Origin of the sequence: Actinocatenispora rupis, assembly GCF_016861975.1 — a bacterium.
GTDB lineage: Bacteria > Actinomycetota > Actinomycetes > Mycobacteriales > Micromonosporaceae > Actinocatenispora > Actinocatenispora rupis.
The window spans coordinates 95,690-120,187 of sequence record NZ_BOMB01000023.1; the positions used below are offsets into that span (position 1 = coordinate 95,690).

Annotated in this window: 20 protein-coding genes; 5 read left to right on the top strand and 15 right to left on the bottom strand. The window is 71.6% G+C overall.

Features of this window, described 5'->3' with window-relative positions:
- Positions 1–2: 2 nt before the first annotated feature.
- Together corA and Aru02nite_RS20225 are read right to left on the bottom strand one after the other, a co-directional pair.
- Complete coding sequence (gene corA / locus Aru02nite_RS20220; protein ID WP_203659966.1) at positions 3–1,127, bottom strand: magnesium/cobalt transporter CorA; 1,125 nt, start codon at positions 1,125–1,127, stop codon at positions 3–5.
- Between the two features lie 589 nt (positions 1,128–1,716).
- A complete protein-coding gene (locus Aru02nite_RS20225; protein WP_203659968.1) occupies positions 1,717–2,805 on the bottom strand; it encodes an aminotransferase-like domain-containing protein in 1,089 nt (362 codons plus the stop codon).
- Positions 2,806–2,905: 100 nt separating this feature from the next.
- Here Aru02nite_RS20225 and Aru02nite_RS20230 point away from each other — a divergent pair, with 100 nt between their 5' ends.
- Positions 2,906–3,994, top strand: coding sequence for a serine hydrolase domain-containing protein (locus tag Aru02nite_RS20230; RefSeq protein WP_203659970.1), 1,089 nt, complete (start codon positions 2,906–2,908; stop codon positions 3,992–3,994).
- A gap of 60 nt (positions 3,995–4,054) precedes the next feature.
- The gene (locus tag Aru02nite_RS20235; protein ID WP_203659972.1) at positions 4,055–5,287 is read left to right on the top strand and encodes an MFS transporter; all 1,233 of its coding nucleotides are present in this window, start codon (positions 4,055–4,057) and stop codon (positions 5,285–5,287) included.
- A 3-nt stretch (positions 5,288–5,290) separates the two neighbouring features.
- Here the strand turns inward: Aru02nite_RS20235 and Aru02nite_RS20240 are convergent, their stop codons facing one another.
- On the bottom strand, positions 5,291–6,061 hold the full coding sequence (locus tag Aru02nite_RS20240) for an MBL fold metallo-hydrolase (protein WP_203659974.1): 771 nt from the start codon (positions 6,059–6,061) through the stop codon (positions 5,291–5,293).
- Positions 6,062–6,086: 25 nt separating this feature from the next.
- Positions 6,087–6,926 (bottom strand): acyl-CoA thioester hydrolase/BAAT C-terminal domain-containing protein, encoded by an 840-nt coding sequence (locus tag Aru02nite_RS20245; protein WP_203659976.1) that lies wholly within the window; start codon positions 6,924–6,926, stop codon positions 6,087–6,089.
- Between the two features lie 132 nt (positions 6,927–7,058).
- Between Aru02nite_RS20245 and Aru02nite_RS20250 the strand changes: the two genes are divergently transcribed.
- Positions 7,059–7,595, top strand: a complete 537-nt coding sequence (locus tag Aru02nite_RS20250; protein WP_203659978.1) for a YbhB/YbcL family Raf kinase inhibitor-like protein — start codon at positions 7,059–7,061, stop codon at positions 7,593–7,595.
- A 7-nt stretch (positions 7,596–7,602) separates the two neighbouring features.
- On the top strand, positions 7,603–8,568 hold the full coding sequence (locus Aru02nite_RS20255) for an ornithine cyclodeaminase family protein (protein ID WP_203659980.1): 966 nt from the start codon (positions 7,603–7,605) through the stop codon (positions 8,566–8,568).
- 277 nt (positions 8,569–8,845) lie between these two features.
- Here the strand turns inward: Aru02nite_RS20255 and Aru02nite_RS20260 are convergent, their stop codons facing one another.
- From Aru02nite_RS20260 to Aru02nite_RS20300, 9 genes are all read right to left on the bottom strand, one after another.
- Positions 8,846–9,994, bottom strand: a complete 1,149-nt coding sequence (locus tag Aru02nite_RS20260; protein ID WP_203659982.1) for an acyl-CoA dehydrogenase family protein — start codon at positions 9,992–9,994, stop codon at positions 8,846–8,848.
- Between the two features lie 99 nt (positions 9,995–10,093).
- On the bottom strand, positions 10,094–11,653 hold the full coding sequence (locus tag Aru02nite_RS20265) for an acyl-CoA carboxylase subunit beta (protein ID WP_203660353.1): 1,560 nt from the start codon (positions 11,651–11,653) through the stop codon (positions 10,094–10,096).
- A gap of 283 nt (positions 11,654–11,936) precedes the next feature.
- Entirely contained in the window at positions 11,937–13,229 is a 1,293-nt protein-coding gene (locus Aru02nite_RS20270; protein ID WP_203659984.1) for a chaplin family protein, read from the bottom strand.
- Between the two features lie 168 nt (positions 13,230–13,397).
- On the bottom strand, positions 13,398–14,693 hold the full coding sequence (locus Aru02nite_RS20275; RefSeq protein ID WP_203659986.1) for a hypothetical protein: 1,296 nt from the start codon (positions 14,691–14,693) through the stop codon (positions 13,398–13,400).
- Positions 14,694–14,850: 157 nt separating this feature from the next.
- Positions 14,851–15,798, bottom strand: coding sequence for an asparaginase (locus Aru02nite_RS20280; RefSeq protein ID WP_203659988.1), 948 nt, complete (start codon positions 15,796–15,798; stop codon positions 14,851–14,853).
- A gap of 10 nt (positions 15,799–15,808) precedes the next feature.
- Entirely contained in the window at positions 15,809–17,143 is a 1,335-nt protein-coding gene (locus Aru02nite_RS20285; RefSeq protein ID WP_203659990.1) for an alpha-L-fucosidase, read from the bottom strand.
- A gap of 224 nt (positions 17,144–17,367) precedes the next feature.
- Positions 17,368–18,264, bottom strand: coding sequence for a carbohydrate ABC transporter permease (locus tag Aru02nite_RS20290; RefSeq protein WP_203659993.1), 897 nt, complete (start codon positions 18,262–18,264; stop codon positions 17,368–17,370).
- Positions 18,254–19,183 carry a carbohydrate ABC transporter permease gene (locus Aru02nite_RS20295; protein ID WP_203659995.1) on the bottom strand — a complete coding sequence of 310 codons (930 nt, stop codon included), beginning with the start codon at positions 19,181–19,183 and terminating at the stop codon, positions 18,254–18,256. The genes Aru02nite_RS20290 and Aru02nite_RS20295 overlap by 11 nt, the downstream gene beginning before the upstream one ends.
- A 63-nt stretch (positions 19,184–19,246) precedes the next feature.
- Entirely contained in the window at positions 19,247–20,533 is a 1,287-nt protein-coding gene (locus tag Aru02nite_RS20300; RefSeq protein ID WP_203659997.1) for an ABC transporter substrate-binding protein, read from the bottom strand.
- Between the two features lie 200 nt (positions 20,534–20,733).
- Here Aru02nite_RS20300 and Aru02nite_RS20305 point away from each other — a divergent pair, with 200 nt between their 5' ends.
- Positions 20,734–21,879, top strand: a complete 1,146-nt coding sequence (locus Aru02nite_RS20305) for an ROK family transcriptional regulator (RefSeq protein WP_203659999.1) — start codon at positions 20,734–20,736, stop codon at positions 21,877–21,879.
- A gap of 35 nt (positions 21,880–21,914) precedes the next feature.
- Here the strand turns inward: Aru02nite_RS20305 and Aru02nite_RS20310 are convergent, their stop codons facing one another.
- Together Aru02nite_RS20310 and Aru02nite_RS20315 are read right to left on the bottom strand one after the other, a co-directional pair.
- Positions 21,915–22,829: a hydroxymethylglutaryl-CoA lyase gene (locus tag Aru02nite_RS20310; RefSeq protein ID WP_203660001.1), complete on the bottom strand. Its 915-nt coding sequence runs from the start codon at positions 22,827–22,829 to the stop codon at positions 21,915–21,917.
- A 17-nt stretch (positions 22,830–22,846) separates the two neighbouring features.
- A complete protein-coding gene (locus Aru02nite_RS20315) occupies positions 22,847–24,178 on the bottom strand; it encodes an acetyl-CoA carboxylase biotin carboxylase subunit (RefSeq protein WP_203660003.1) in 1,332 nt (443 codons plus the stop codon).
- Positions 24,179–24,498: the final 320 nt, after the last annotated feature.

Sequence of the window (24,498 nt, forward strand, 5' to 3'; positions counted from 1 at the left end):
CGTCAGAGCCAGCCGGACCGGCGGAAGATCCGGTACAGCCCGAAGCACACCGCGGCCATCACCACGAGCACCACGTAGTACCCGTACGCCCAGTGCAGCTCCGGCATGTTCTTGAAGTTCATGCCGTAGATGCCGGCGATCGCCGTCGGTACGGCCAGGATGGCCGCCCACGCCGCGATCTTGCGCATGTCGTCGTTCATGTCGACGGACAGCTGCGCGAGCCGCGCCTGAAGGATCGAGTTCAGCAGGTCGTCGAACGTGACGACCTGCTCCACCGTACGGGACAGGTGGTCCGCCACGTCCCGGATGTACCGCCGGATCTCGCTCGGTACGCCCGGGATCCGGCCGCTGACCAGCGCGTTGAGCGGCCGCGCCAGCGGGATCACCGCCCGCTTGAACTCGACCAGCTCCCGCTTGAGCTGGTAGATCCGCTGGATCCGGCCGCCGCCGGACCGGCCGAACACGCCGGCCTCGACCTCGTCGATGTCCTGCTCGATCGCCGCCGCCACGTCCAGGTACAGGTCGACGACCCGGTCCACGACCGCGTGGAACACCGCCCACGGGCCCTGCGCGAGCAGCTCCTCCTTGCCCTCCAGTTCGAGCCGGACGGGGGCGAGCCGGCACGCGTCGCCGTGCCGCACGGTGATCACGAACGTCGGGCCGATGAACAGCATCACGTCGCCGGTCTCGACGACCTCGCTCGTCTCCGTCAGCTCGGCGTGCTCGACGTACCGCGCGGTGCGGACCGCGGCGAACGTGATGTCGCCGTACCGCTCGACCTTGGGCCGCTGGTACGACTTGACCGCGTCCTCCACCGGCAGCTCGTGCAGCCCGAACGTCTGCGCGATGTCGGCGAACTCGTCCGCGTCCGGCTCGTGCAGCCCGAGCCACACGAACGCGTCGTCCCGGCGCTGCGCCTCGGCCAGCGCGTCGACGTAGTCCCACTCGCCCGGCTGCCGGATGCCCTCGACGTACAGCCCGCAGTCGATGATCGCGCTACGCCGGGGGCGCGGCGGCCGCGGCGGGCTGACCGCTCCGCTGCGCGGAAGTACTTTCGAGACGACCCGGACGGGAGCGGTGAACGCCCGACTCAGTCCACGCCCGTTCCCACGGTGCTGATCTGCCATCGTCCGCCCCCTTCCCGCACGCACGGCAGCGGCCGATGTCAGGGCACGAAGCTGCCGCGGGTCCTCACTCCCAGTCTGATCGCCGGCACCACCGGCCGACGCTTTCCCGATGCGGACGACCGCGCAGGGCATTCAGGTACACACGAGAAATGCTCACGAGGGCAGCGGCCAAGCGCGCTCTCAGCGGGTCCGAAGGAAACTGTACTACCGGGCGTTGTCGCCACCGCCGTGCGGGACCGCGACTCCGGTCACTCCGGTACGTCGCGGGACAACCGTGGGCATCGCGCCCGTGAACGGCACGGAACCCGGTGCATAAAGCGAGGCGCCGGGTGGGCCACCGGCTACGGGGGGTTCAGCCGGTGACTCCACCCGGCGCCTCCGGGGGCGGGGGTAAAGCCTCTATGCGGCTGTCCGCAAGTTCATACTCACGGTCAGCGGCCGACGCCAATCTAGGACCGGCCACCCCGCCCTGGGAACGGTTTCAGTCTGGCGGGTTTGCGTCATGACACAAAAGCGACGCCGTGTCGAGCAGGCGTTCCCATGATCTGGGCGGACGGTCCGTTCGGGCCGCCCGCCCACCGGTACGGGGTCAGCCGCGGACCGCGCGGACCGCCTCGGCGAGCCGCTTCACGCCCTCGCCGATCTGCGCCGCCGGGACCGCCGAGTACGCCAGGCGCAGGGCGTGCTCGCCACCCTCCAGCAGGAAGTCGGAGCCCTTGACGACCGCGACGCCACGCTCGGCCGCCGCCGGCGCGAGCCGGTCCACGTGCACGTCCTCGGGCAGCTCCACCCACAGGAAGTAGCCACCGTCCGGTACGGAGAACCGCGCCTCCGGCAGCTCGGCGCGCAACGCCTCGGCCAGCGTCGTGGCCCGCTCGGACAGCGCCGCCCGTACGGTCTTGATCGACGCGTCGATGTCGCCGGACACCGCGAACTGGTACACGATCGCCTGCGCGACCATGCTCGGCGAGATGTACGTGTTGGTCGCCGACTTCGCGATCTTCGAGATGATCTCGGTCGAGCCGATCAGGTAACCGACCCGGACACCGGGGCAGATCGTCTTCGAGAACGACGACGCGTAGACCACGCGGTCGTTGCGGTCCAGCTCCAGCATCGTCGGCAGCGGGTCGCCGGCGAACCGGATGTCCAGGTACGGGTCGTCCTCGAAGATCGTGAACCCGTACTCGTCGGCCAGCGCCAGCAGCCGCTCGCGCTTCGCCGCGGACAGCGTGACGCCGGCCGGGTTCTGGAAGTTCGGGATGACGTGCGCGAGCGCCGGCCGTACGCCGGAGGCCAGCAGGGACGCCAGCTCGTCGGTGTCGATGCCATCCTCGGCCAGCGTCACCGCGTGGATGTTCGCGCCACGGTTACGCAGGCCGAGCAGGGTGCGGTCGTACGTCGGCTTCTCGACGACGACGTCGGCGCCCGGCCCGACCAGCGCGTCGAACAGGAACGCGTCCGCCTGGAGCGACCCGTTCGTGACGAGGACCTGCTCGGGAGCGACGCCGTGCTTCTCGGCGATCCACTTGCGCAGCGGTACGTATCCGACGGACGTCCCGTACGCCGTGATGCCGCCGGGATCGGAGTCGAAGGCGCGCGCGGCTGCCGCTTTCAGCCCCTCGACGTTCACGATGTCCAGGGACGGGGCACCACGTGCGAACGAAATCGTGTCGGCCATGGGACAAGGTTAGGCCGCCGCCCCGACGCGCCGACGCACACCCTGTGTGCGGCTCACCATCTGGTCGCGCGGCTGCGCCCGACCCGTACTCTCGGACGACATGAGCGCGAGCGGCCTGCGGGCGGTGCTGGAGTCGGGACTGCCGGACGCCGACGGACCGGGGGTGTACCCGTCGGCGGTGGCGCTGGTACTGCGGGACGGCGAGGTCGTCGCGCGGGAGGCCGTCGGCGAGGCCGTACGGTACGCGGCGCGGGACTACACGCTGCTGCCGCCGGAGCGCCGCATCCCGGCCCGCCCCGACACGCTGTACGACATCGCGTCGATCACCAAGATGTTCACCTCGGTGCTGGTACTGGGGCTGGTCGAGGAGGGCCTGCTCGACCTGGACGAGCCGGTCGGGCGCTGGTTCCCGGAGTACCGGACGGGGTCGAAGGCACGCACCACGCTGCGGATGCTGCTCACCCACATCGGCGGCTACCTGCCCGGCCGCCCCGTCTGGCGGGAGTCCGCGTACGTCGGGCGCCGCCGCCGGATGCTGCTCGCCGCCGAACCGGTACGCGAGCCGGGCAGTGGCTTCCAGTACTCGGACATCGGGTACCAGACGGCGGGGTTCCTGGCCGAGCTGGTGACCGGGCAGCGGTTGGAGGCGCTGGTCGAGGACCGGATCCTGACGCCGCTCGGGCTCACCGACACCGGGTACAACCCGGCGGTGACGCTGCTGCCCCGGATCGCCGCCGCCGAACAGCGCGACGACCTGGAGACCGGTGTCATCCACGGCCGCGTGCACGACGAGAACGCGTACGGGCTGGGCGGGGTGGCCGGGCACGCCGGGCTGTTCTCCACCGCGGCCGACCTGGCCCGGTTCGGCGAGATGCTGCGCGGCGACGGCACGCTCGACGGGGTCACGCTGCTGAAGCCGGAGAGCGTCGCGCAGATGCGTACGGACCAGATCCCGGCCGGCGTCGACCACCCGTACGGGCAGGGGGTCGGGGCGCGGATCGACGACGTGAAGTTCATGGGGCCGCTGACCGGGGCGTTCGGGCACACCGGGTTCACGGGGACGTCGCTGGTGGTCGACCAGGCGCGGCGGCTCACCGTCGTACTGCTGACCAACCGGGTCCACCCGACCCGCGACACCGACATCAACCCGAGCCGCGCCGCCGTGTCCGCCTGGGCGGCCAGCCTCTGACCGCCGGTGTGAGCGGAATCCCGTAGCGGGCGGCGGCGCCGATCCGTCAGGCTCGGGTCCGTGCTCGCTCCTTACCGTCGCATCCTCGCCACGCCGCACCTGCCGCTGCTGCTCGCCGTGTCCCTCCTCGCCCGGTTGTACGCGACGGGCATGGCGCTGGCGGTGACGTTCCTGGTGGCCGGCTGGACCGGGTCGTACACGGCGGCGGGGGTGGCGACGGCGGCGCTGGTGGTGGGCAGCGGGATCGGCGGACCGCTCCGCGGCCGTACGGTCGACCGGAAGCCGGCGCCGCGGATCCTCGTCCTCACCGCCCTCGGGTACTCGACGGCGGTCGGGCTGATGGCCGTACTGCCGGCCCGGTGGTGGCTGCTCGCGCCCGTACTCGGGCTGCTGGCCGGGCTGTCGCAGCCGCCGGCCAACCAGGTCGCCCGGTCGCTGTGGTCGCGGCTGCCGGACCCGGGCGCGCGCGAGGCGTCGTACGCGGTGGAGGCGACGCTCCAGGAGGTGCTGTTCGTCGTCGGGCCGATGCTCGCCGCGGTCCTCGTCGCCACGGTCAGCCCGCGCGCCGCGGTGGCCAGCTGCGCCGGCCTGGCCCTGCTCGGTACGGTCGCGTTCGCGCTGGTGGTGCGGCGTTCCGGGCTGACGGCCAACGCTCCCGCCAAGCCCGCCGAGCAGCGCCGCGGGTCGCTGTTCACGGTGCTCGGGGCGCGCGGTGTCGTACCGCTGCTGGTGACGATGGCGCTGCTGGTCGGCGCGCTCGCCGCCGGCGACATGGTGCTGGTGGCGTGGGCGCGGCACAACGGCACCCCGTCGCTGGCCGGCGTACTCGGGGCCGTGTGGGCGGTCGGATCCGGCCTCGGCGGCCTGTTCATCGCCGGCCGCTCCCACCGCCTCCCCGTACGCATCGGGCTCGTCGCGGCCGGCTTCGCGCTGCTGGTCCCCGTCCTGCCACCGGTGTACGGGCACCCGTCGCCGTGGCTGATCGGCGCCGTCCTGGCCCTCGGCGGTACGACGATCGCGCCGGCCATCGCGGCGAGCAACTCGCGGCTGGGCGCGCTGGCGCCGGACGACCGGCGCGGCGAGGCGTTCGGGTGGATGACGACCGCGTGTACGGCCGGCGGCGCGGTCACCTCACCGGCGATCGGCGCGCTGCTCGACCACCTCGGCCCGGCCGCCGCGGCCGGCTTCGCCGCCCTGATGATCGTCGCGGCCACGGTACTGGCGCGACTCGTACCGGAGCGGGGTGCCGTGCTGGTGTCCTCCCCGGCCACGGAACCCGCGTCCGCGGGCTGACCGTCAGCCCGGCACCACCGGGTACGTGCCGCCGGGCTCCGCGTACGCGACGGGGCCCGGGAACGCGGACGCGGCGCGCGCGACGGCCCGGTCCGGGGCGATGGCCGGGCCGACGTGCGTGAGCAGCAGCCGGGTCGCGCCGGCCCGTGCGGCGGTCGCGCCCGCCTCCTCCGGCGTGTGGTGCACCGGCGGCTCACCGGCCGGCACCGTGTCGCTGTCCGCCTCGCAGACCAGCAGGTCACAGGCCCGGGCCAGGGAGTCGAGCGCCGCGCACGGGGCGGTGTCCCCCGAGTACACGAGGGAACGGCCGGCGGCGCCGATGCGCACCGCGTACGCGGGCATGCCGTGGTCGACGGCGCGGGAGTGCAGGGTCAGGCCGCCGACGCGGACCTCGTGCCCGTCGCGCAGCTCGTGCACCTCGAACGCGGACTCGACCGGGCTACGCCGCGGCCCGTTCGTCAGGAACGCGGCGAGCCGGTCGGCGATGCCGGGCGGGCCGTACAGCGGGATCGGGGCAGCGGGGCTGAGATCCGCGAACAGCAGCGCGTAGTACGCGGGGAGCAGGTCGGCGCAGTGGTCGGCGTGCAGGTGCGAGATCCAGACCGCGTCGATCTCGTCGGGCCGGGCGTGGCGCTGGAGCTGCGCGAGAGTACCCGGGCCGGCGTCCAGCCACAGCCGGGTGCCGGCGCCGGTCACCAGGAACCCCGAGCAGGCGTTGTCCGGCCGCGGGTACGGTGTCGCGCTGCCCAGTACGGTGATCTGCGGGTCGTCCACCTCGGCAGGGTAGCGACCGGGGCCGTCAGTCCAACCCGATCGCGGTACGCAGCCGGTCGAACGCGCGGGCGCCCAGTTCCGCGTCGGCCGCCGGATCCCCGCCGTACCGGAAGCGCGGGGACGCGGCGGGCTCCGGCTCACCCGGAAAGTACGGCCGGTGGCCGGCGGTGTCGCTGGCCAGCACCGTGACCGGACGACCGGCCGCCCGGCGGCGCGCGGCGAGCTGCCGCGCGAACAGGTCCGACGGCCACATCTCGTCGTCCGCGCCCGCCACCAGCGTGACGTCGCAGTCGATGTGCCCCACCGGGATCGCCGCCGCCGCCACCTCCGCCGGGTACGCGGCGAGGCTCCGCTCGTACAGGGAGCGGCAGGCGACCGGCGGTTGCGGCTCCGGCCACGTGTCGTCGTACGGCACGAACGCCAGCGGCTCGCCCCGCCACGTCCACGACGACCGGTACGGCGTGCCCCACCCGTCCGCGCCCGGCCCGACGTTCGCCCACACCACCGACGACGGCGACACCGCCAGCACGTGATCCAGCCGGTACCGCCCGGCGACGAGCAGCGCGGCCTCGGCGCCCTTCGACACCCCGACCATCGCCAGCCGGGGCGGATCGTACCGGCGGAGCTCGTCGAGGGCGGCGGTGAACGTCTCCAGCGGGATCTCGCAGATGCCCGGCGACTGCCCGACCCCGCCGAACCAGCGGATCGACGCGGCCAGCGCACCGTGCTCGGCGAGTACCCGGGTGCGGTCGTGGTCGATCCGGCCGCTCGAACCGGCGACGACGAGAACCGCCGCGCGCGGCGCCTCGTCCGGCAGCCAGAGGACGCCGTCGAGGCCGTCCGGGAGAGCCTGCTCGGTCGGCATCGTCACCACCTCCGATGGCGATCATCCCAGCTCAGTACGGGTGTCGGCGACGGGAAGCGACAAGCGGCACCGGCTGACAGGTACGGAGAGTAGGTTCTGGCCTGGACCGAACGAGTCGAAGGAGAGGCGGCTATGACCGACCGAGCACGTCCGCCGGTGCCGTACGACTTCCTGCCGCCCGTACCGGGGTTCACGGTGACGAGTACCGACATCGCCGACGGCGCGGTACTGGCGGTCGACCACGTCGAGGACGAACACGGCAGCGTGTCGCCGCAACTGTCCTGGACCGGCGCGCCCGCCGGCACCCGCAGCTACGCGGTGACCTGCTACGACCCGGACGCGCCCACCGGCAGCGGCTTCTGGCACTGGGTGGTGTTCGACATCCCCGGCGACGTCACCGAACTGCCGCGCGGCGCCGGATCCGGCGACTTCGCCGGCCTGCCCGCCGGCGCGAAACACGGCCGCAACGACTACAACCAGCAGGGATTCGGCGGTGCCGCGCCGCCACCCGGACACGGCCCGCACCGGTACATCTTCGCGGTGCACGCGCTCGACGTACCGGTGCTCGGGCCCGACCCGGGCGCGCCGCCGGCGTTCGTCGGGTTCAACATGTTCAGCCACACGCTGGCGCGAGGACTGCTGACCGCGACGTACGAGAACAAGGGTTGATCCGCCGGTGACGGTGCTGGCCAACCGGTCCCGGGTACGCGAGGCCATCCTGGGGCCGGTCGGCCTGACCGGTGCGGTCGACGCGCTGCGCGCCGGGTTCGTGGCGCCGCGCGACGACCTGCCCGCCGCGGTACGCGCCCGCACCAACCTCCCCGGCGACGCCGGTACGGCCACCGCGCTGCTGCCCGGCGTCGTCCCCGGCGTGCCCGCGTACACGGTCAAGACGAACGCCAAGTTTCCGCAGGCGCAACCCGCCCTGCGCGGCGTCGTCTGCCTGCACGCCCTCGACGACGGCGAGCTCCTGATGATCGGCGACTCCGCCGAGCTCACCGCCTGGCGCACCGGACTCGCCGCCGCGCTCGGCACCCACACCCTCGCGCGCGCCGACGCCAGCCGCGTCGCCATCGTCGGCGCCGGCGTCCAAGCCTGGATCACCCTCGCCGGACTCACCGCACTCCGGCACGTCGACGCGCTCGCCGTGTGCGACCTCGTACCCCTGCGCGCCGAACGGTTCGCCGCCCGCGCCGCCCGCCGGTACGGGATGCCCGTCACCGTCGTGCCCGACGCCGTCGCCGCCGTACGCGCCGCCGACATCACCGTCCTCGCCACCTGGTCCACCCGGCCCCTGCTCGAACGCGGCCAAGTACCCGGCGGACACCACCTCACCTCGCTCGGCGCCGACGAACCCGGCAAGGTCGAACTCTCCGCCGGCGTACTCCGGCGGTCCGTCGTCGTCGTCGACGACGCGCAACTCGTCGGCCGCACCGGGGCACTCGGCAACGTCGGCATGCTCCCCGGCGACGCCCACGCCGACCTCGGCCAGGTCCTCGCCGGCGTACGCACCGGCCGCACCTCCCCCGACCAGACCACCGTGTACGCGCCGATCGGGCTGCCGTGGCAGGACCTCGCGCTGTCCTGGCCCGTGTACCACGCGGTCGGGGCCGATGCGCCGCGGTTCGATCTGCTGGCTTGAAGGTGTGGGGGCGCGGTTTGGGTGTGGGCCGCGACCGGGGGTGGGGGCGGGGCGGTCGCGATGTTGATCTTGGCGTACGCCGATTGTTCAATTGTGTCATTGTTCAACTGTTGAACAATGACACAGTTGAACAATGAGACAATTGGACAATCTGCCGCACAGTCACCAACACGCTCCGCAGCGCAGCACCAACACACTCCACACCGCAGCCCCGAGGTGCCGCGCGGACCACCTCACCCCCGCCGCAATCCCTTGCAGCGCAACACTTCCCCGCGCCCTACAACCCCAGGTCGCGCGCGATCAGCAGCCGCTGCACCTCGCTGGTCCCTTCGCCGATCTCCAGAATCTTGGAGTCGCGCCACATGCGTGCGACGGGGAACTCGTTCATGAAGCCGTACCCGCCGTGGATCTGGGTGGCCTCGCGGGCGTTGGTGACGGCCGATTCGGAGGCGTACAGCTTGGCCATGGCGGCCTGTTTCTTGAACGGTTCGCCGGCGAGCATCCGCGCGGCGGCGTCGTAGTAGGCGAGGCGGGCGGTGTGGGCGCGCAGTTCCATGTCGGCGATCTTGAACTGGATGGCCTGGTAGTCGCCGATGTGGTGGCCGAACGCGACGCGCTGCTTGGCGTACTTGACGGATTCGTCGACGCAGCCCTGCGCGAGGCCGACGGCGAGGGCGGCGATGGCGATGCGTCCTTCGTCGAGGATCCGCAGGAACTGCGCGTATCCCCGGCCCCGTTCGCCGACGAGGTTCTCCGCCGGTACCCGACAGTCCACAAAGGACAGTTCGCGGGTGTCGGACGCGCACCACCCGACCTTCGAGTACTCGGGGCCGACGGTGAAGCCGGGCGTGCCGGCCGGTACGAGAATGGCGGAGATCTCGGGTTTGCCGCCCTCGCGCGTGCCGGTGACGGCGGTGACGGTGACGAAGTCGGTGATGTCGGTGCCGGAGTTGGTGATGAAGCACTTGGTGCCGTTGATGACCCAGGTGTCGCCGTCGAGTACGGCGCGGGTCTTCGTTGCGCCGGCGTCGGATCCGCCGCCCGGCTCGGTCAGGCCGAACGCGGCGATCGCCTCACCGCGGCAGAGTCGCGGCAGGTAGCGCTTCTTCTGTGCGTCGGTGCCGAAGCGGTGGATCGGCATCGCACCAAGGGAAACGCCCGCCTCCAGGGTGATGGCGACCGACGAGTCGACCCGCGCGAGTTCCTCCAGGGCGAGGCAGAGCGCGAAGTAGTCGCCGCCCATCCCGCCGACGTCCTCACCGAACGGCAGGCCGAACAGCCCCATCTCGCCCATCCGCTTGACGATCCCGTACGGGAACTCGCCGCGTTCGTAGTGGTCTCCGATCACCGGGGCGACGACCTCGGTCGCGAACTCCCGTACCGATTCGCGGAGCGCCGACTGCTCCTCGGTGAGCCTGAACTCCATCGTGGACACTCCTTGCTGGACGGTACCTTGTGGACAGTCCGATGTGGACGGTGCGGCGCCGGTCGTCCGTCGGTACGCCGCGTCCGGTGCCGCCACCGCTCATACCGGGGTCACCCCGCGGCGACGGTCGGAGAACCGGCGCGGCTTGTGCGCGGCCGCGGCGTACCGGTGGATCAGTTCGGCGCGCAGTTCGCCCGGCTCGACGATGGTGTCGACGACGAGTTCGCCGGCGAGCCGTACGACGTCGATGTCCGCCTCGTACTCGGCGCGCTTGGTGGCGACGAAGTCGGCGCGCTCGTCCTCGGGCAGGGCCGCGATCTTCCTGGCGTACACGGCGTTGACGGCGGCCTCGGCGCCCATCACGGCGATCTTCGCGGTGGGCAGCGCGATGGTTGCGTCGGGTTCGAAGCCGGGGCCGGCCATCGCGTACAGGCCGGCGCCGTACGCCTTGCGGACGACGACGCACATCTTCGGCACGGTGGCCTCGGCGACCGCGCTGATCATCTTGGCGCCGTGCCGGATGATCCCGGCCCGCTCGACCGCCGACCCGACCATGAACCCCGGTACGTCCGACAGGAACAGCAACGGCACATTGAACGCGTCGCACAGCGTGATGAACCGGGTCGCCTTGTCGGCGGAGTCGATGAACAGCACGCCGCCCTTGAACATCGAGTTGTTCGCGACGACGCCGACGACCTTCCCGTCCAGCCGGCCGAACCCGATCGTCACCTCCCGCGCCCACAGCGCCTGGATCTCGAAGAACGAGCCCGCGTCGAGCAGCCCCTTCACGTACCGGCGCATGTCGAACGCCTGGCGCTCGGAGACTGGTACCAGCTTGCCGAGGTCGACGTCGGGCGCGGCGACGGGTTCGGCGACGGGCGGCTGGTCGCGCCAGTTCGACGGCAGGTACCCGAGGTAGCTGCGGACGACGTCGAGCGCGGCGGGCTCGTCCTTGACGAGGAAGTGGCCGACGCCGGACTCCTTGCAGTGCACGGCGGCGCCGCCCATCTCCTCCAGCGTGGTGCGCTCGCCGGTGACCATCTCGACCATCCGGTCCGAGCCGAGGTACATCGACGCGTTGCCGTCGACCATGACCACCACGTCGCAGAACGCCGGGATGTACGCACCGCCGGCGGCGCTCGGCCCGAACAGCGCGCAGATCTGCGGGATGGAGCCGGACGCGCGTACCTGCTCGTGGAAGATCCGCCCGGCGCCGCGCCGACCGGGGAACAGCTCGACCTGGTCGGTGATCCGGGCCCCGGCCGAGTCGACCAGGTAGATCATCGGCACCCGTTCCGCGTACGCCCGCTCGATGATCCGGATGATCTTCTCGACCGTACGGGCGCCCCAGGAGCCGGCCTTGACGGTGGAGTCGTTGGCCATCAGGCAGACCGGCCGGCCGTCGACGGTGGCGCGACCGGTGACGACGCCGTCCGCGGGCAGCCCGTCGGCGAGCGCGTTGGCGAGCATGCCGTCCTCGGTGAAGCTGCCCTCGTCGACCAGCAGCGCGATCCGGTCCCGGGCGAACAGCTTGCCCCGCGCCTGGTTCGCCTCGTGGTACTTCTCGGCACCGCCGGCGCGGACGCGCTTGCGCAGCTGCTCCAGTTCGACGGCGGCCGGGGCCGCGGGCTCGCCGGCGACCGCCGGATCCTCGGGCATGGACACCGTTTCCTCCCGACCCACCTCAGAACTCAGCTCGGGACGGCCTGTCGGCGCCACGGGCTCGGCCGTCCGACGTCGTCCCGAGCTGACCCACTCACGACGCTACTGAACGATCGTTAGGCTATCTCAGCGGACGCCCGCGCACCATCCGTACGCGGACGGGCCCCCGCGGATCGCCCGCGAGGGCCCGTGCCTATCTATGTGAGACGGGGAGTGGGTGACTGCCCCGGGGCGTTCGATCCTGCCCCCGGTCGTACGCCGGGGGCAGGCTCAGACGTACTCAGCTCTGGCTCAGCGCCGCCGCGTCGCTCGCACCGTTGACGCCCAGGCCCACGCCCAGCACGCCCACGCCGTTGCCGGCCACGTTCACCGGAACCTGCACCGGCGTGTACACCTGGGTGCCGTTGCCGATGCCGGAGTTGCCGGCCGACACCAGGTTCGGGCCGGCGCTGTCGTGCTGCGGGGCGGCCACGTGCTGCGGCTGCGCGACCTTGGCGGGCTTGGTGGTGTCCGCGGTCTTGCTCATGTGCTTCGCGCCGTGCTTCTTGACGTGCGCGGCCTCGGCGCCCTCCGAGGAGGCCATCGAGTGGTAGCCGCCGTTGCCACCCTCACGGCTGCCCGCGACCGAGGTGCAGTCGCCGGAGACGCCGATGCCCGCGCCCAGCACGCCCACGCCGTTCCCGCAGACGTTGACCGGGATCTGGATCGGCGCGTACACCTGCGTGCCGTTCAGGATGCCCTGGTTGCCGGCCGACACGAGGTTCGCGCCCTCGGTCGTACGGGCCGACTCCTGGCGCGCGGCGACGCTGTCGCACGCACCGGAGACGCCCGCCCCGACACCGAGCACGCCCACGCCGTTGCCGCAGACGTTCACGGGGACCTGGATCGGCGCGTACACCTGGGTGCCGTTCAGGATCCCGGCGTTGCCGGCGGACGCCAGGTTCGCGCCCTCGGTGGTGTGGGCCGACTCCTGCGCGGCGGCGACCGAGGTGCAGGAGCCGCTGACGCCGATGCCCGCGCCCAGCACGCCCACGCCGTTGCCGCAGACGTTCACCGGCACCTGGATCGGCAGGTACGCCTGCGTCCCGTTGGCGATGCCCTTGTTGTCGGCCGACACGAGGTTCGCGCCCTCGGTCGTGCGGGCCGACTCGGCGCGGTGCGCGACCGAGGTGCTGCTGCCGTTGACGCCGATGCCGACGCCGGCCACGCCGACCCCGTTGCCGGCCACGTTCGCCGGGACCTGGATCGGCGCGTACGCCTGCGTCCCGTTGGCGATGCCCTTGTTGTCGGCGGACACCAGGTTGGCGCCCTCGGTGGTACGGGCCGACTCGGCGCGGTGCGCGACCGCCGTGCTGCTGCCGTTCACGCCCAGCCCGACGCCGGCGACGCCGACACCGTTGCCGGCCACGTTCACCGGAACCTGGACGGGGGCGACCACCTGGGTGCCGTTTCCGATGCCGGAGTTACCGGCCGACACCGCGTTCGGGCCAGCGTGCGCGATGCTGGCGCCGGCCAGCAGGAAACCCGCGGACAGAATGCCGACCCGGGCGGTACGACGAACCCATGTCTTCATGAGGTTTGGGTGCCTTTCCGAATTGCTGCGAATGAATGCATACAGGAATTGCTGTCGGGCAGGGTTCACCCGACGGAATTACTCATCGGTGAATTCGAGCGGGAAATGGTGCGTGCGGTACCCGTCGGAGACGATCGGCGGTGAACGTCGCGGCGGGAACGGTCCCGCTCAGTCAGGTGTGACGACCGGGTCGACCTCGTACAAGCGAGGCAGACCGGGTGCCGCGGTACCGGGCCGGACCCCCGTGGGGTCGTCGGCGCGTACTGCGGAGAAGCCAGCGGGTGCGAACGCCCCGGTGTCGGCGTGCGACGCCGACGAGGAGGCGGAACCCCCGTTGGACAGGCCCGAACCAGCCGGAAGCGGCGTCGGCTCGGGTGCCCCCGGCACGTGGTGTCCGGAGGACCGGTCGGCGCTGACGGAACCGTCCGCCCAGGTCGCGGGAGTACGTCCGGACCAGCTGTGGACCGGGTCGGCCTGCCGGCAGAGCGACAGTGCCTGGTCCACCGCACCGTACGGCCAGTGCGACGCCTGGCTGGGCGCCGCATGCCCGGTGGGCACGGTGGTGCCGGACAGCGGACCGCTGCCGCCCGTCAGCACGCCTGTCAACGGTGCCGTGACGCAGCCGGCGACCCCTGGGAGCGGGTGTACGGCAGCGCCCAGCAGCCCGGTGACCGGGCGCGTGGCAGTGGCGAGCGGTGCGGTCAGAGTCCCCGTCACGGGCCGGGTGGTGTCGGCGATCGTGCCGACGACGGGCCGACCGACACCGGTCAGTACGGACGAGACCGGGCTCTGGCTGAGCACACCGGTCGGCCGTACGACGTCGGTCAGTGGCCCGGTCGCCGGACGCGTCGCGTCCGTCACCGGTCCGAGTACGGGAGCTGCCGCGTCGGCCAGCGGGCCGAGCGGCGACTGTCCGGTGGTACGGCCGGTCGTGTTCGTCGACGGACGAGGAGACCGGCTGCCGGCGGTGTCACCGGCGGAAACGGTCGCGGGCGCCGCACTGCGCGCGGCTGGTTCGCCGGCGCGCGTGGAGTTGGCGACCGGTGCGGACCGGACCGTTTCGTCATGCGGGCCGGCCGAGGGCCGCCCGCACGTCTGTGCCCCGGCGGAAGCCCCGCCGGAAGTCTGGTGTGCCGTACCCGGGCCGCCGAGGGCCTCGGTCACGGAGCCGACCGCGTGCGTCGCGGTGGGCAGGAGGCCGCGGCCACCCTCCGACGCCTGGTCGGAGCAGTGGACGGGGGCGGTGTGGCCGGGCGTGGCGGTGTCGTGCGCGGCGGACGCGCTGGCGACCTGGCTGCCGACGAGCCAGGCGGCACCGGCTGCGCCGGCGACGACGAGGGCCCGCAGCCCGTACCGCAGGAGGCGGGAACGCTTCTCCGCGCCGGCGGGGCGACGGCGGGTCGCGCGCATCGGGAAGCGCTGACCGCGCTCCTCGTGCTGCGACACCTGACCCATGCGCCCCATGCCCTTTCATTAGCTTTTGAGGCTTTTATCCGCCTCGTAGCGAATTCTGCCTCATTGCTGGCTCGTGCGCAACCCTTTGTACGCGCTGAAGCACGATCCGTAGTCTTCAACGAGGGCGTTCGATCAAGGACACGCGAATCCACCACCGAATTGCGGATCAGACCGTCACGAGGATCCGGCCCACCGGTACGCCGCCGCCGAGTACCGGGAGCTGCTCCAGGTCGGGCAGGGGTGGGACGCCGGCGCCGGCCGCGCGCAACGCCGCCAGGGCGACCGCGGTCGTGGCACGCGGATTGCCGTCCAGGCACTTCACCGCGACCGCCGTACCGTCGGCGGTGGCCGCGACGAGCACGCCCTCGGCCCCACCCTTCACGATCGCCCCCGGTACGAGCTGCATGAAGCGGGTGTTGACGTGCCCCGTGCCGCCCACGTACTCGGGATGCGCGCGCATCGCGGCGGCGACCGCCTGCTCGGCGCTGCCGTCCGGACCGGTGGCGATCCGGGCGAACGCGTGCGCCAGCCCGGCCAGCGTCGTCGACGGGCAGCACGCGCCGCAGCCGTCGATCGCCACCGTCGCCGCCGGTACTCCGGTCAGCCGCTCGGTCGCGTCGACCACACCCCGCTGTACCGGATGGTCCGGCACCAGGTACGAGTCGGTGGGCCAGGCGTTCGCGACGCAGGCGGCGAGCATCGCGGCGTGCTTGCCCGAACAGTTCATGAAGACCGGGGCGGGCGTACCGCCGGCGCGGATCTCGTCGTCGCGGGCGGACTCGTCCTCCGGCCACGATGCGACGTTGCGCAGGTCCGCGCGGGACAGGCCGGCCGAGGAGAGGATCGCGTCCACCGCCGCCAGGTGGAACGGCTCGCCGGTGTGGCTGCCGCACGCCACCGCCAACCGCTCGCCGGTCAGTACGGGGGCGAGGGCGGGGGCGGCGGCGAGGGTGGCGACGGCCTGTACCGGCTTGAGGCTCGACCGGGGCAGCATCGCCAGGTGCGGATCACCGGCGGCGAAGGCGACCGCCCCGCCCCGCAGTACGACGACGTGTCCATAGTGGACACTTTCCACGAAGCCGTTGCGTACCACGCGGGCCAGCTCGGCCGCCATCGCTTCCCCCTCAGCGCATCCCGGGCACCGCGAGCACTGCCGCCGCGGACTTCCGGAGCGCCTCCGGTACGGGGACCGTGCCCGCGGACAGGTCGACGCCGGCACCACCCAACCAGTACCCACGGCCGGCGGCGGCCACGTCGGGCGCGAGCCGCAGCTCACCCCGCGCCGGGTCCAGTGCCAGCACGTACAGGGTGTCATCCCGGACGGTGTAGCGGACCGGATCCCCGACCGGCTCGCCGTGTCGTACCCACGGGCGGGTGCCGTAGACGGCGTCACCGTTGTCCCGCAGCCACGCGCCCAGGAACCGCAACCGGTCCAGCTGGTTCGCCGGCAGCGTGCCGTCACCGCGCGGACCGATGTTGATGAGCAGGTTGCCGTTCTTCGCGACCGTGTCCACCAGCAGGTGCACCAGCTCGGTCTCGCCCACCAGGTGCCGGTCGTCCTCCGCCCGGTTGTACCCGAACGACGCGCCCAGCCCGCGGCACGCCTCCCACACGTGCGCCGTCACCGCCTCCTCGTTCAGGTACTCCCGCGTCCGGTACCCGAGGTACGGCACGCCCCAGCGGTCGTTCAGCACGCCGTCCGGCACCGCCGCGAAGTACTCCTCGAACAGGGCGGCGAGACTCGTGGGCCCCGCGTCCTTGCCCGCGTCCGGCCAGTCGATGTCGTTCCACAGCACGTCCGGCGAGTACCGCTGGATCAGCTCCCGCGCCTGCGCGTGGCAGAAGTCGGCGAACGCGCGGTCGTTCCGGCGGTACGTGAACAGGTCACGCAGCGACTCGATCGGCGGGAAGTCCGTGACGTGCCAGTCGAGCGCGCCCGAGTAGTAGAGGCCCAGGCGCAGGTTCGCGGCACGCACCGCCGACGACAGCTCGCCCACCACGTCCCGGCGCGGACCCCGCGCCACGCTGTTGAACCCCGTCGTCTCCGTCGGCCACAGGCAGAAACCGTCGTGATGCTTCGTCACCGGCACCACGTACCGCACACCGCAGTCCGCGAACTCCCGCACCCACCCCGCCGGATCGAACCGCTCCGCCCGCCACAGATCCGCCAGATCCTCGTACGACGTGCCCACCCCGAACGTCTCCTCGTGGAACCCCCGCGTCGGCGAACCCGGAATCCGCAACGTGTTCGCGTACCACTCCGCGTACTGGTGGTGGCTCCACTCCAACTCCGCCGGAACCGCCTCGCCCGGCGCTCGGGTCACCGCCCAACCCGGCAGCGAGAACAAGCCCCAGTGGACGAACACACCGAGCTTGGCGTCCCGGTACCAGTCAGGCACCCGCTCACTCGGGTACGTCACGCCGAAGTCGGGTCCGGTCCGTCGGTCGAAGAGGAGCATGAGGGTCCTTGCCTTGGTACGTAAGGGAATCGGCCGGGAGGTACGTGCCGGGCGCCGGGGTGCGGTGGGCGCGGGCACGGTACGGGCGGCGCGGGTGGGTTTGTGGTGGGGTGGGCGTGTTGGGGCGGGGTGGGCGTGTCGCCCGACCCGGATTGTTCAACTGTTGACTTGTTGAACAAGGCGACAGTTGAACAATTGGACAATCGATAGGCGGACCAAGATCATCAGCGCCCCGCGAGGCCGCTCGTCGCGACCCCCTTGACGAGGTGCTTCTGCAGGAACAGCAGCAGGATCAGGGTCGGCAGGATCGAGATGACGGACGCGGCCATGACGAGGTGCCACTGGTTGCCGTTCTGTCCGAAGAACAGTTCGAGGCCGAGCGGCACGGTGCCGCGCGCGTTCACGTCGTTGATCATGACGAGGGGCCACAGGAAGCTGTTCCAGAAGTTCACGAAGGTGAAGACGGCGAGTACGCCGAGCGCCGGCTTGGCCATGGGCAGCATGATCTGGAGGAACGTCCGGAGCGGCCCGCACCCGTCGATGCGGGCCGCTTCCTGCAGCTCGTACGGCACGGCCTTGAAGAACTGCCGGAGCAGGAACGTACCGAACGCGGTGAACGCCCACGGGAAGATGAGCGCGGCGTACGAGTCGACCCAGCCGAAGCGCTGCATGAGGATGAACATCGGCACGATGAGTACTTCCTGGGGAACCATGATGGTGCCGAGGAAGACGAGGAAGAGGCTGTCGCGGCCGCGCCATTTGAGGCTGGCGAAGGCGTACGCGGACAGGGCCGAGGCGATGAGCGTGACGATGGTGCCGGCGCCGGCGACGAACATCCCGTTGAGGATGTACCGGTGGAACGGCACGAACGTGAAGACGTCGACGAAGTTCTGCCAGCGGATGGACGAGCCGACCAGGCTCGGCGGCGTGGAGAACGTCTCGCCCGCCGGCTTGAGCGCGGTCGCGACCGTGAAGATCAGCGGGAACAGGAACGCGAGCGCGACCAGCACGAGCAGTACGTGGGAGATGGTCTGGCGGATGCGCCGGTTGCGTTGGCGTCGCTGGATGCGGTCGGCGCCGGTGTCGTGGGCCGCGGTGCGGCGCAGCGTATCAGTGCTCATAGTGCACCCACCGCTTCTGGCCGACGAACTGCACGGCCGTGATGATGAGGATCAGCGCGAACAGGATCCAGGCGGACGCGGCGGCGAGGCCGAGGTCGCGGGAGACGAAGCCGGCCTGGTACACGTTCATGACCATCGTCTCGGTGGAGTTGCCGGGGCCGCCGCCGGTCATGATGAAGACCTGCGTGAACACCTGTAGTGAGCTGATCATCGTCATGACCGTCGCGAAGAACAGCGACGGCGAGATGAGCGGCAGCTGGATGCGGAGGAGTTTCCGGATCCCGGTCGCACCGTCGATGCTGGCCGCTTCCAGTACGGAGGGCGGCATCTCGTTGATCGCCGCCGAGAAGATGATCATGTTGTACCCGAAGCCCTGCCAGACGCTCATCACCACGACTGCGAGCAGCGCGGTGTGCCCGTCGGCGAGGAAGTTCGGCGCGTGCACCCCGAACAGCTTCTCGGTGTAGTACGCGATGACGCCGTCGGGCTGGTAGAGCAGCTTCCAGATGACCGCGTTGGCCACGGCGGGCGTGATCGACGGGATGAAGAACAGCACCCGGAACAGCTGCTGGAACCGCGACGTCGAGATCCAGAACGCCAGCCCCAGCGCCACGATGATGTTCAGCGGTACGAACAGCCCCGTGAACACGAACGTGTTGCGTACGGCGGCGAGGAAGTCGGGGTCGCCGCCGAACAGGTAGCTGAAGTTCGAGAAGCCGACGAACTCGTGGGTGCCGAGCATCGGCCACTTGTAGAAGCTCATCACCACGGCCATGACGACCGGGAACAGCGTGAACAGCCCCAGTCCCACCACGCTCGGCGTGATGAAGCCGGTGGCGTGCCACTGTTCGCGCCGCGCGGATCTGCTGCGCCGGCGCTTCGCCGGTGCCGGCGTCCGCGTCGCCTCGGCGACGGCCATGTCGACCTCCCTCTCGTACCGTTCCGGCGGCGGCCCGCGCCCGCGGACCGCCGCCGGCGTGGCTCAGGCGCCGCGCTGGGCGCGCTGCTGCACGGTGTCCAGCGCGTTCTTGGGCGACGTGGCCCCCGTGTACGCCTGGAGCAGGTACTGGCTGAACAGCTGGTTCACCTGGTCCCAGTTCTGGGTGGTGGTGAAGGGCACGGACCCGTCCAGGCCGTCCTTGACGGTGGCGAGGGCGTTCTTGACCAGGTCGGCCTTCTTCGGGTCCTGCTTCGCCAGGTACTCGCCGAACTTCGGCTGCTGCGACGTCCGCGCCGGGTACGCGCGACCCTGGTCGGCCAGGTACCCCTCGGCCTCGTCACCGGTCAGTACGCTCAGCGCCTGGAACGCCTGCTTCTTGTACGCGCAGTTGGTGGAGATGCCGTAGCCCGAGTTCGCCACGTACGTGCGGGCGCCGGCGGAGCCGACGGGCAGCGGCGCGACGCTGGCGTTGAACTTGGCCTGGCCGATCGTGGAGCCGATGTTCCACGTACCGTCGACGGCCATCATGGCGTTGCCGTTGGCGAACTGCGTCTCGCCCCAGCCGCCCTCGGACGAGCTGGCCGGTACGCTGCCGACCTTCTCCTTGGTCGCGAGCTCCGTGTACCAGGTCATCGCGTCCTGCATCTTCTTGCCGGTCAGCGTCAGCTTGTCGCCGCTCACCGGCTGCGCCCCGTTGTACGCGTACAGCAGGGACATCAGGTTGAGGTCGGAGAACGACATGCCGAAGCCGGGCTTGCCGCTCTTCGCCTTGAGCGCCTTGGCATCCGCGACGAACTCGTCGATCGTCCAGCCCTTGGCCGGCGCCTTCAGCCCGGCCTTCTTGAACGCGTCCGCGTTGTAGTACATCATCAGCGCGCCGAGGTCCATGGGCAGCGCGTACTGCTTGCCGTCGGCCTTGAGGGCCTTCAGCGCGGCCGGGTCGAACCCGGACAGGTCGGCGTCCTTGGCGAGCTGGTCGAGCGGTTCGAGGTTGGCCGCGAACCCGGGCAGGCGCAGGCTCTGCATCGACACGAGGCACGCCTGCTTGCCGGCGGACATCTCGGTCTGGAGCTTCGTGAAGTAGTCCTTGAAGGGCGCGGTGCGCAGCTTCAGGTTGATCTTGGGGTACTTCTGGTGTACGAGCTTGGTCAGGTGGTCGAGCTGCTTCTGCTCGTCGCTGCTGCCGGCCCACATCTGCCAGTCGATGGTCACCGAGCCGTCGGAGTTCTTGGTACCTCCGCCGGCGCCGCTGCCGCTGCCACACCCGGCCGCGGCGGCGAGTACCGCCACCAGCCCGGCCGCCACCAGGGCGGTCTTCCGCAGGCGCATCTGCCCTCCCGCTGTCCGTAGAGATCGACGCCCGTGGCCCGGGATGCGTACCGGGGCCGGCCGGGTATAAATTCGAAGCCGAAAATATCGGCGGTCAGACCATAGGAGGTGCTCACGGTGTCCGTCAACCCGGGGTTCAGCAGGACGTCGCGGCGGCCGGCATTTCCGGATTCGGCACCCGACGCGCGAGGATGATCGCCGTGTCACCGCGACGTACCGCGCACCGCGACGAGCTGACGCGGATCGAGATCATGGCCGAGCTGGGCGCCGCCGGGCCCCTCAACCGGTCCGAGCTGGCCAGCCGGCTCGGCCTCGGCCCCGCCACCGTCACCGACCACGCCCGCCGCCTCGTCGCCGCCGGGTACCTGCGAGAACTGCCGCCCGAGGTCAACGGCGTCGGCCGCCCCCGCGTACCGCTGGAGGTCGTGCCCGACGCCGCGTACGCGCTGGGCCTGCGGATCAACGTGGGCCTCGTCGTCAGCGTCGTCGTACGGCTGGACGGCACCATCGCCGCGCAGCGGCACCACACGTTCGACGCGGGCGACGACCCGGTCGGGCAACTCGCCGCGATCGTCCGGGAGGCCCTCGCCGACCCGGACACCGGCGAACGCATCCGCGGGGTCGGCCTCGCCGTACCGGGCATCATCGACCCCGCGACCGGCGTCGTACGGATGGCGCCGCGGCTCGGCTGGACCGAGCTGCCCCTCGGCGAACGTCTCGCCGCCGACCTCGGCGTACCGGTGCTGGTGGACAACGACCTGCGCGCCAGTACGACGACGGAGCTGTTGTTCGGCACCGGCCGCGACCACGACGACTTCCTCGTACTCGGGATCGGTGACGGTGTCGGCATGGGCATCGTGCTGGGCCGGCAGGTGCACCGCGGGCCGGACGGGGTGGCCGGCGAGTTCGGGCACACGCCGGTGTCGGCGGACGGGCCGCTGTGCATCTGCGGCGCGTACGGCTGTGTCGACGCCTACACCAGCGAGCCCGCGATCCTGCGCGCCGCAACGGAACGCGGCCTCCTGCCGGCCGGCGCCACGCTCGCCGATCTCCTCGCCGCGGCGGCGGACTCGGCCGGCGTACGCGAGCTGCTCACCGAGACCGGCACCGTACTCGGCCGGGCCGTCGCCGGCGTCGTCAACCTCCTCGCCGTACGCGCGGTCACGGTGATCGGCGAGAGCCACGTGCTGTGGCCGTACCTGGAGCCGGGGTTCGCGGCGGCGATCGACAGCAGCGTGCTGCCGCCGTTGCGCGGCCTGGAGGTCATCGTGCGGCCGTGGCAGGACAGCGCGCACGCGCGCGGCGCCGCGAGCCTCGTCCTGACCCGCGGCAGCCTGCTCACCTGACCCAAGAAATCCTTACGCCACAAGGGATCCGCGGCTCAGGCCGGGATGGTGCGGTAGCGCGGCCCGGCCCGGAGTACGCCGGAGGGCAGCTCGCGGCCGACGATGTCCTGCGCCATCGCGGCCACCTCGACCAGCGCGTCGAGGTCGACGCCCGTCTCGATCCCCATGTCCGACAACATGTGTACGACCTCCTCGGTCGCCACGTTGCCGGTGGCACCCGGCGCGTACGGGCAGCCGCCGAGGCCGCCGACGCTGGCGTCGAACTCGGTGACGCCGAGTTCCATCGCCGTCAGGATGTTCGCCAGCCCGGTACCGCGGGTGTTGTGGAAGTGCAGCAGCACCGGCACGTCCGGCTGCCGGGACCGTACGGCGGTGACGAGGTCGGTGACCCGGCGCGGCGTCGCCATCCCCGTCGTGTCGCCGAACGCGACGCGGTCCGCCCCGTCCGCCACCGCTCTGTCCACAATGGACGCCACCCGCTCCGGCGCCACGTCCCCCTCGTACGGGCAGCCGAAGCTGGTCGCGACGATCACCTCGACCCGCGCGTTCTCCTTGTGCAGCAAGGAGATCAGCTCGGTGATGTCGTCGAGCGACTCGGCGGTGGACCGGTTCACGTTCTTCCGGTTGTGCGTGTCGCTGGCCGACACGACGACCTCGATGTCGGTGAAGCCGGCGTCCAGCGCGCGCCGCGCACCACGGCTGTTCGGTACGAGCGCCGAGTAGCGTACGGCGGGGTCGCGGGTGACGCGCGACCACACCTCGTCGGCGTCCGCCATCTGCGGAATCGCCTTCGGGTGTACGAAGCTGACCGCCTCGATCCGCCGGATTCCGGTGCGCGGCAACGCATCCAGCAGCCGTACCTTGTCCGCGGTCGGCACCGGGTCCTCGTTCTGCAACCCGTCCCGCGGGCCGACCTCGCGGATCGACACCGCCGCCGGCAGCTCACCCATCCCGCCACCTCCTGATGTCACGACCGCATCCGGCCGATGATGCCCGTGTCGTACTCGCCGGACACGAACTCGGCGTCGTCCAGCAGTTCGGTGAAGAACGGCAGGTTGTTCTTCGGCCCCACGATCTCGAACCCGGCGACCGCCCGCCGCGCCCGCGCCAGTACCGTCTCGCGGTCGGGGCCGGACACGACCAGCTTCGCCATCAGCGCGTCGTACGCCGGGGTCACGGTCGTGCCCTCGGCGTACCCGGAGTCGACGCGGACGCCCTCCCCCACCGGCTCCACCCACGTACGGACCGCGCCGGGGCCGGGCAGGAACCGCTTCGGATCCTCGGCGTTGACCCGCAACTCCAGCGCGTGCCCGGTGATCTCCAGCGCCGCCGGGTCGAACCCGGGCTCCTCGCCGGACGCGATCCGCAGCTGTGCCTCGACCAGGTCGATGCCGAGCGTCGCCTCGGTGATCGGGTGCTCCACCTGGAGCCGCGTGTTCATCTCCAGGAAGAAGAACTCGCCGCCGTCCGGGTCGAGCAGGCACTCGACCGTACCGGCGTTGCGGTAGCCGACGGCCTCGCCGGCCAGCTGCGCCGCACCGAGCAGCCGGGCCCGCAGTTCCGGTGTGACGGCCGGCGACGGCGCCTCCTCCGCGACCTTCTGGTTGCGCCGCTGCACCGAGCACTCCCGCTCGCCGAGCGCCACCACCCGGCCGTCCGCCAGGCCCAGGATCTGCACCTCGACGTGCCGCACGCGCGGAAAGTACCGCTCGACGAGGACGCTGCCGTCGCCGAACATCCGCTCCGCGAAAGCCCGCACCTTCTCGTACTGCGCGGCCAGCTCGGCGGCGTCCGCGGCGGACGCCATGCCCATGCCGCCCCCGCCGGCCGCCGCCTTCACCATCACCGGGTACCCGATGGTCGCGGCGGCGGCGACGGCCTCCTCGGCGCTGGCCATCGGCGTCGTCGTACCCGGGGAGACGGGGACGCCGGCGGCGGCCATCAGGTTCCGCGCGTTGATCTTGTCGCCCATCTGGTCGATCGCGTCGGCGGGCGGGCCGACCCAGACCAGCCCCGCCGCCTCGACGGCGCGGGCGAACTCCGCGTTCTCCGACAGGAAGCCGTATCCGGGGTGGATCGCGGCGGCGTCGGTCTTGCGCGCCGCGGCCAGCACCGCCTCCGCGTTCCGGTACGCCTGCGCCGGCCCGATGTCTACCGCCTCGTCCGCCTCCCGCACGTACGGCAGGTCCGCGTCCAGCTCGGAGTGCACCGCGACGGTGCGCACCCCGAGCCGGCGTGCGGTGCGGATGATCCGCCGGGCGATCTCCCCGCGGTTGGCGACGAGCAGCGACTCGATCACGTGCCCTCCCAGTCTCCCGAACGATCGTTAGGGTACTCGTGCGCGCCGCCGCGACGGGTACCACCCGGGCCGGTTCCTCCCCCGATGGCCGACTCGTACGCGGGGTCACGGCACGGTCGCCGTACCGCCGGGCGCCGCACCGGTACCGATCGGTCGATACCGGCCGGAAACTACGCACCGCTACGAAACTGCATGTCGTTCTTCATGGTCCCTGTCGGCAGGCCCACGCACGATCTGTGTGCGGTTGCCGTCGGTGTTGGGATGCCCCTCCCTCGGACCGAACGGGGGGCGGTCTGAGGGCCCTTGTTCCGGCCTCGACG

Excerpts from the sequence above, each read along its gene's own strand:
- corA (WP_203659966.1), bottom strand. The coding sequence starts at position 1,127 with ATGGCAGATCAGCACCGTGGGAACGGGCGTGGACTGAGTCGGGCGTTC.
- Aru02nite_RS20225 (WP_203659968.1), bottom strand. The coding sequence starts at position 2,805 with ATGGCCGACACGATTTCGTTCGCACGTGGTGCCCCGTCCCTGGACATC.
- Aru02nite_RS20230 (WP_203659970.1), top strand. The coding sequence starts at position 2,906 with ATGAGCGCGAGCGGCCTGCGGGCGGTGCTGGAGTCGGGACTGCCGGAC.
- Aru02nite_RS20245 (WP_203659976.1), bottom strand. The coding sequence starts at position 6,926 with ATGCCGACCGAGCAGGCTCTCCCGGACGGCCTCGACGGCGTCCTCTGG.
- Aru02nite_RS20250 (WP_203659978.1), top strand. The coding sequence starts at position 7,059 with ATGACCGACCGAGCACGTCCGCCGGTGCCGTACGACTTCCTGCCGCCC.
- Aru02nite_RS20260 (WP_203659982.1), bottom strand. The coding sequence starts at position 9,994 with ATGGAGTTCAGGCTCACCGAGGAGCAGTCGGCGCTCCGCGAATCGGTA.
- Aru02nite_RS20265 (WP_203660353.1), bottom strand. The coding sequence starts at position 11,653 with ATGCCCGAGGATCCGGCGGTCGCCGGCGAGCCCGCGGCCCCGGCCGCC.
- Aru02nite_RS20270 (WP_203659984.1), bottom strand. The coding sequence starts at position 13,229 with ATGAAGACATGGGTTCGTCGTACCGCCCGGGTCGGCATTCTGTCCGCG.
- Aru02nite_RS20275 (WP_203659986.1), bottom strand. The coding sequence starts at position 14,693 with ATGGGGCGCATGGGTCAGGTGTCGCAGCACGAGGAGCGCGGTCAGCGC.
- Aru02nite_RS20280 (WP_203659988.1), bottom strand. The coding sequence starts at position 15,798 with ATGGCGGCCGAGCTGGCCCGCGTGGTACGCAACGGCTTCGTGGAAAGT.
- Aru02nite_RS20285 (WP_203659990.1), bottom strand. The coding sequence starts at position 17,143 with ATGCTCCTCTTCGACCGACGGACCGGACCCGACTTCGGCGTGACGTAC.
- Aru02nite_RS20290 (WP_203659993.1), bottom strand. The coding sequence starts at position 18,264 with ATGAGCACTGATACGCTGCGCCGCACCGCGGCCCACGACACCGGCGCC.
- Aru02nite_RS20295 (WP_203659995.1), bottom strand. The coding sequence starts at position 19,183 with ATGGCCGTCGCCGAGGCGACGCGGACGCCGGCACCGGCGAAGCGCCGG.
- Aru02nite_RS20300 (WP_203659997.1), bottom strand. The coding sequence starts at position 20,533 with ATGCGCCTGCGGAAGACCGCCCTGGTGGCGGCCGGGCTGGTGGCGGTA.
- Aru02nite_RS20310 (WP_203660001.1), bottom strand. The coding sequence starts at position 22,829 with ATGGGTGAGCTGCCGGCGGCGGTGTCGATCCGCGAGGTCGGCCCGCGG.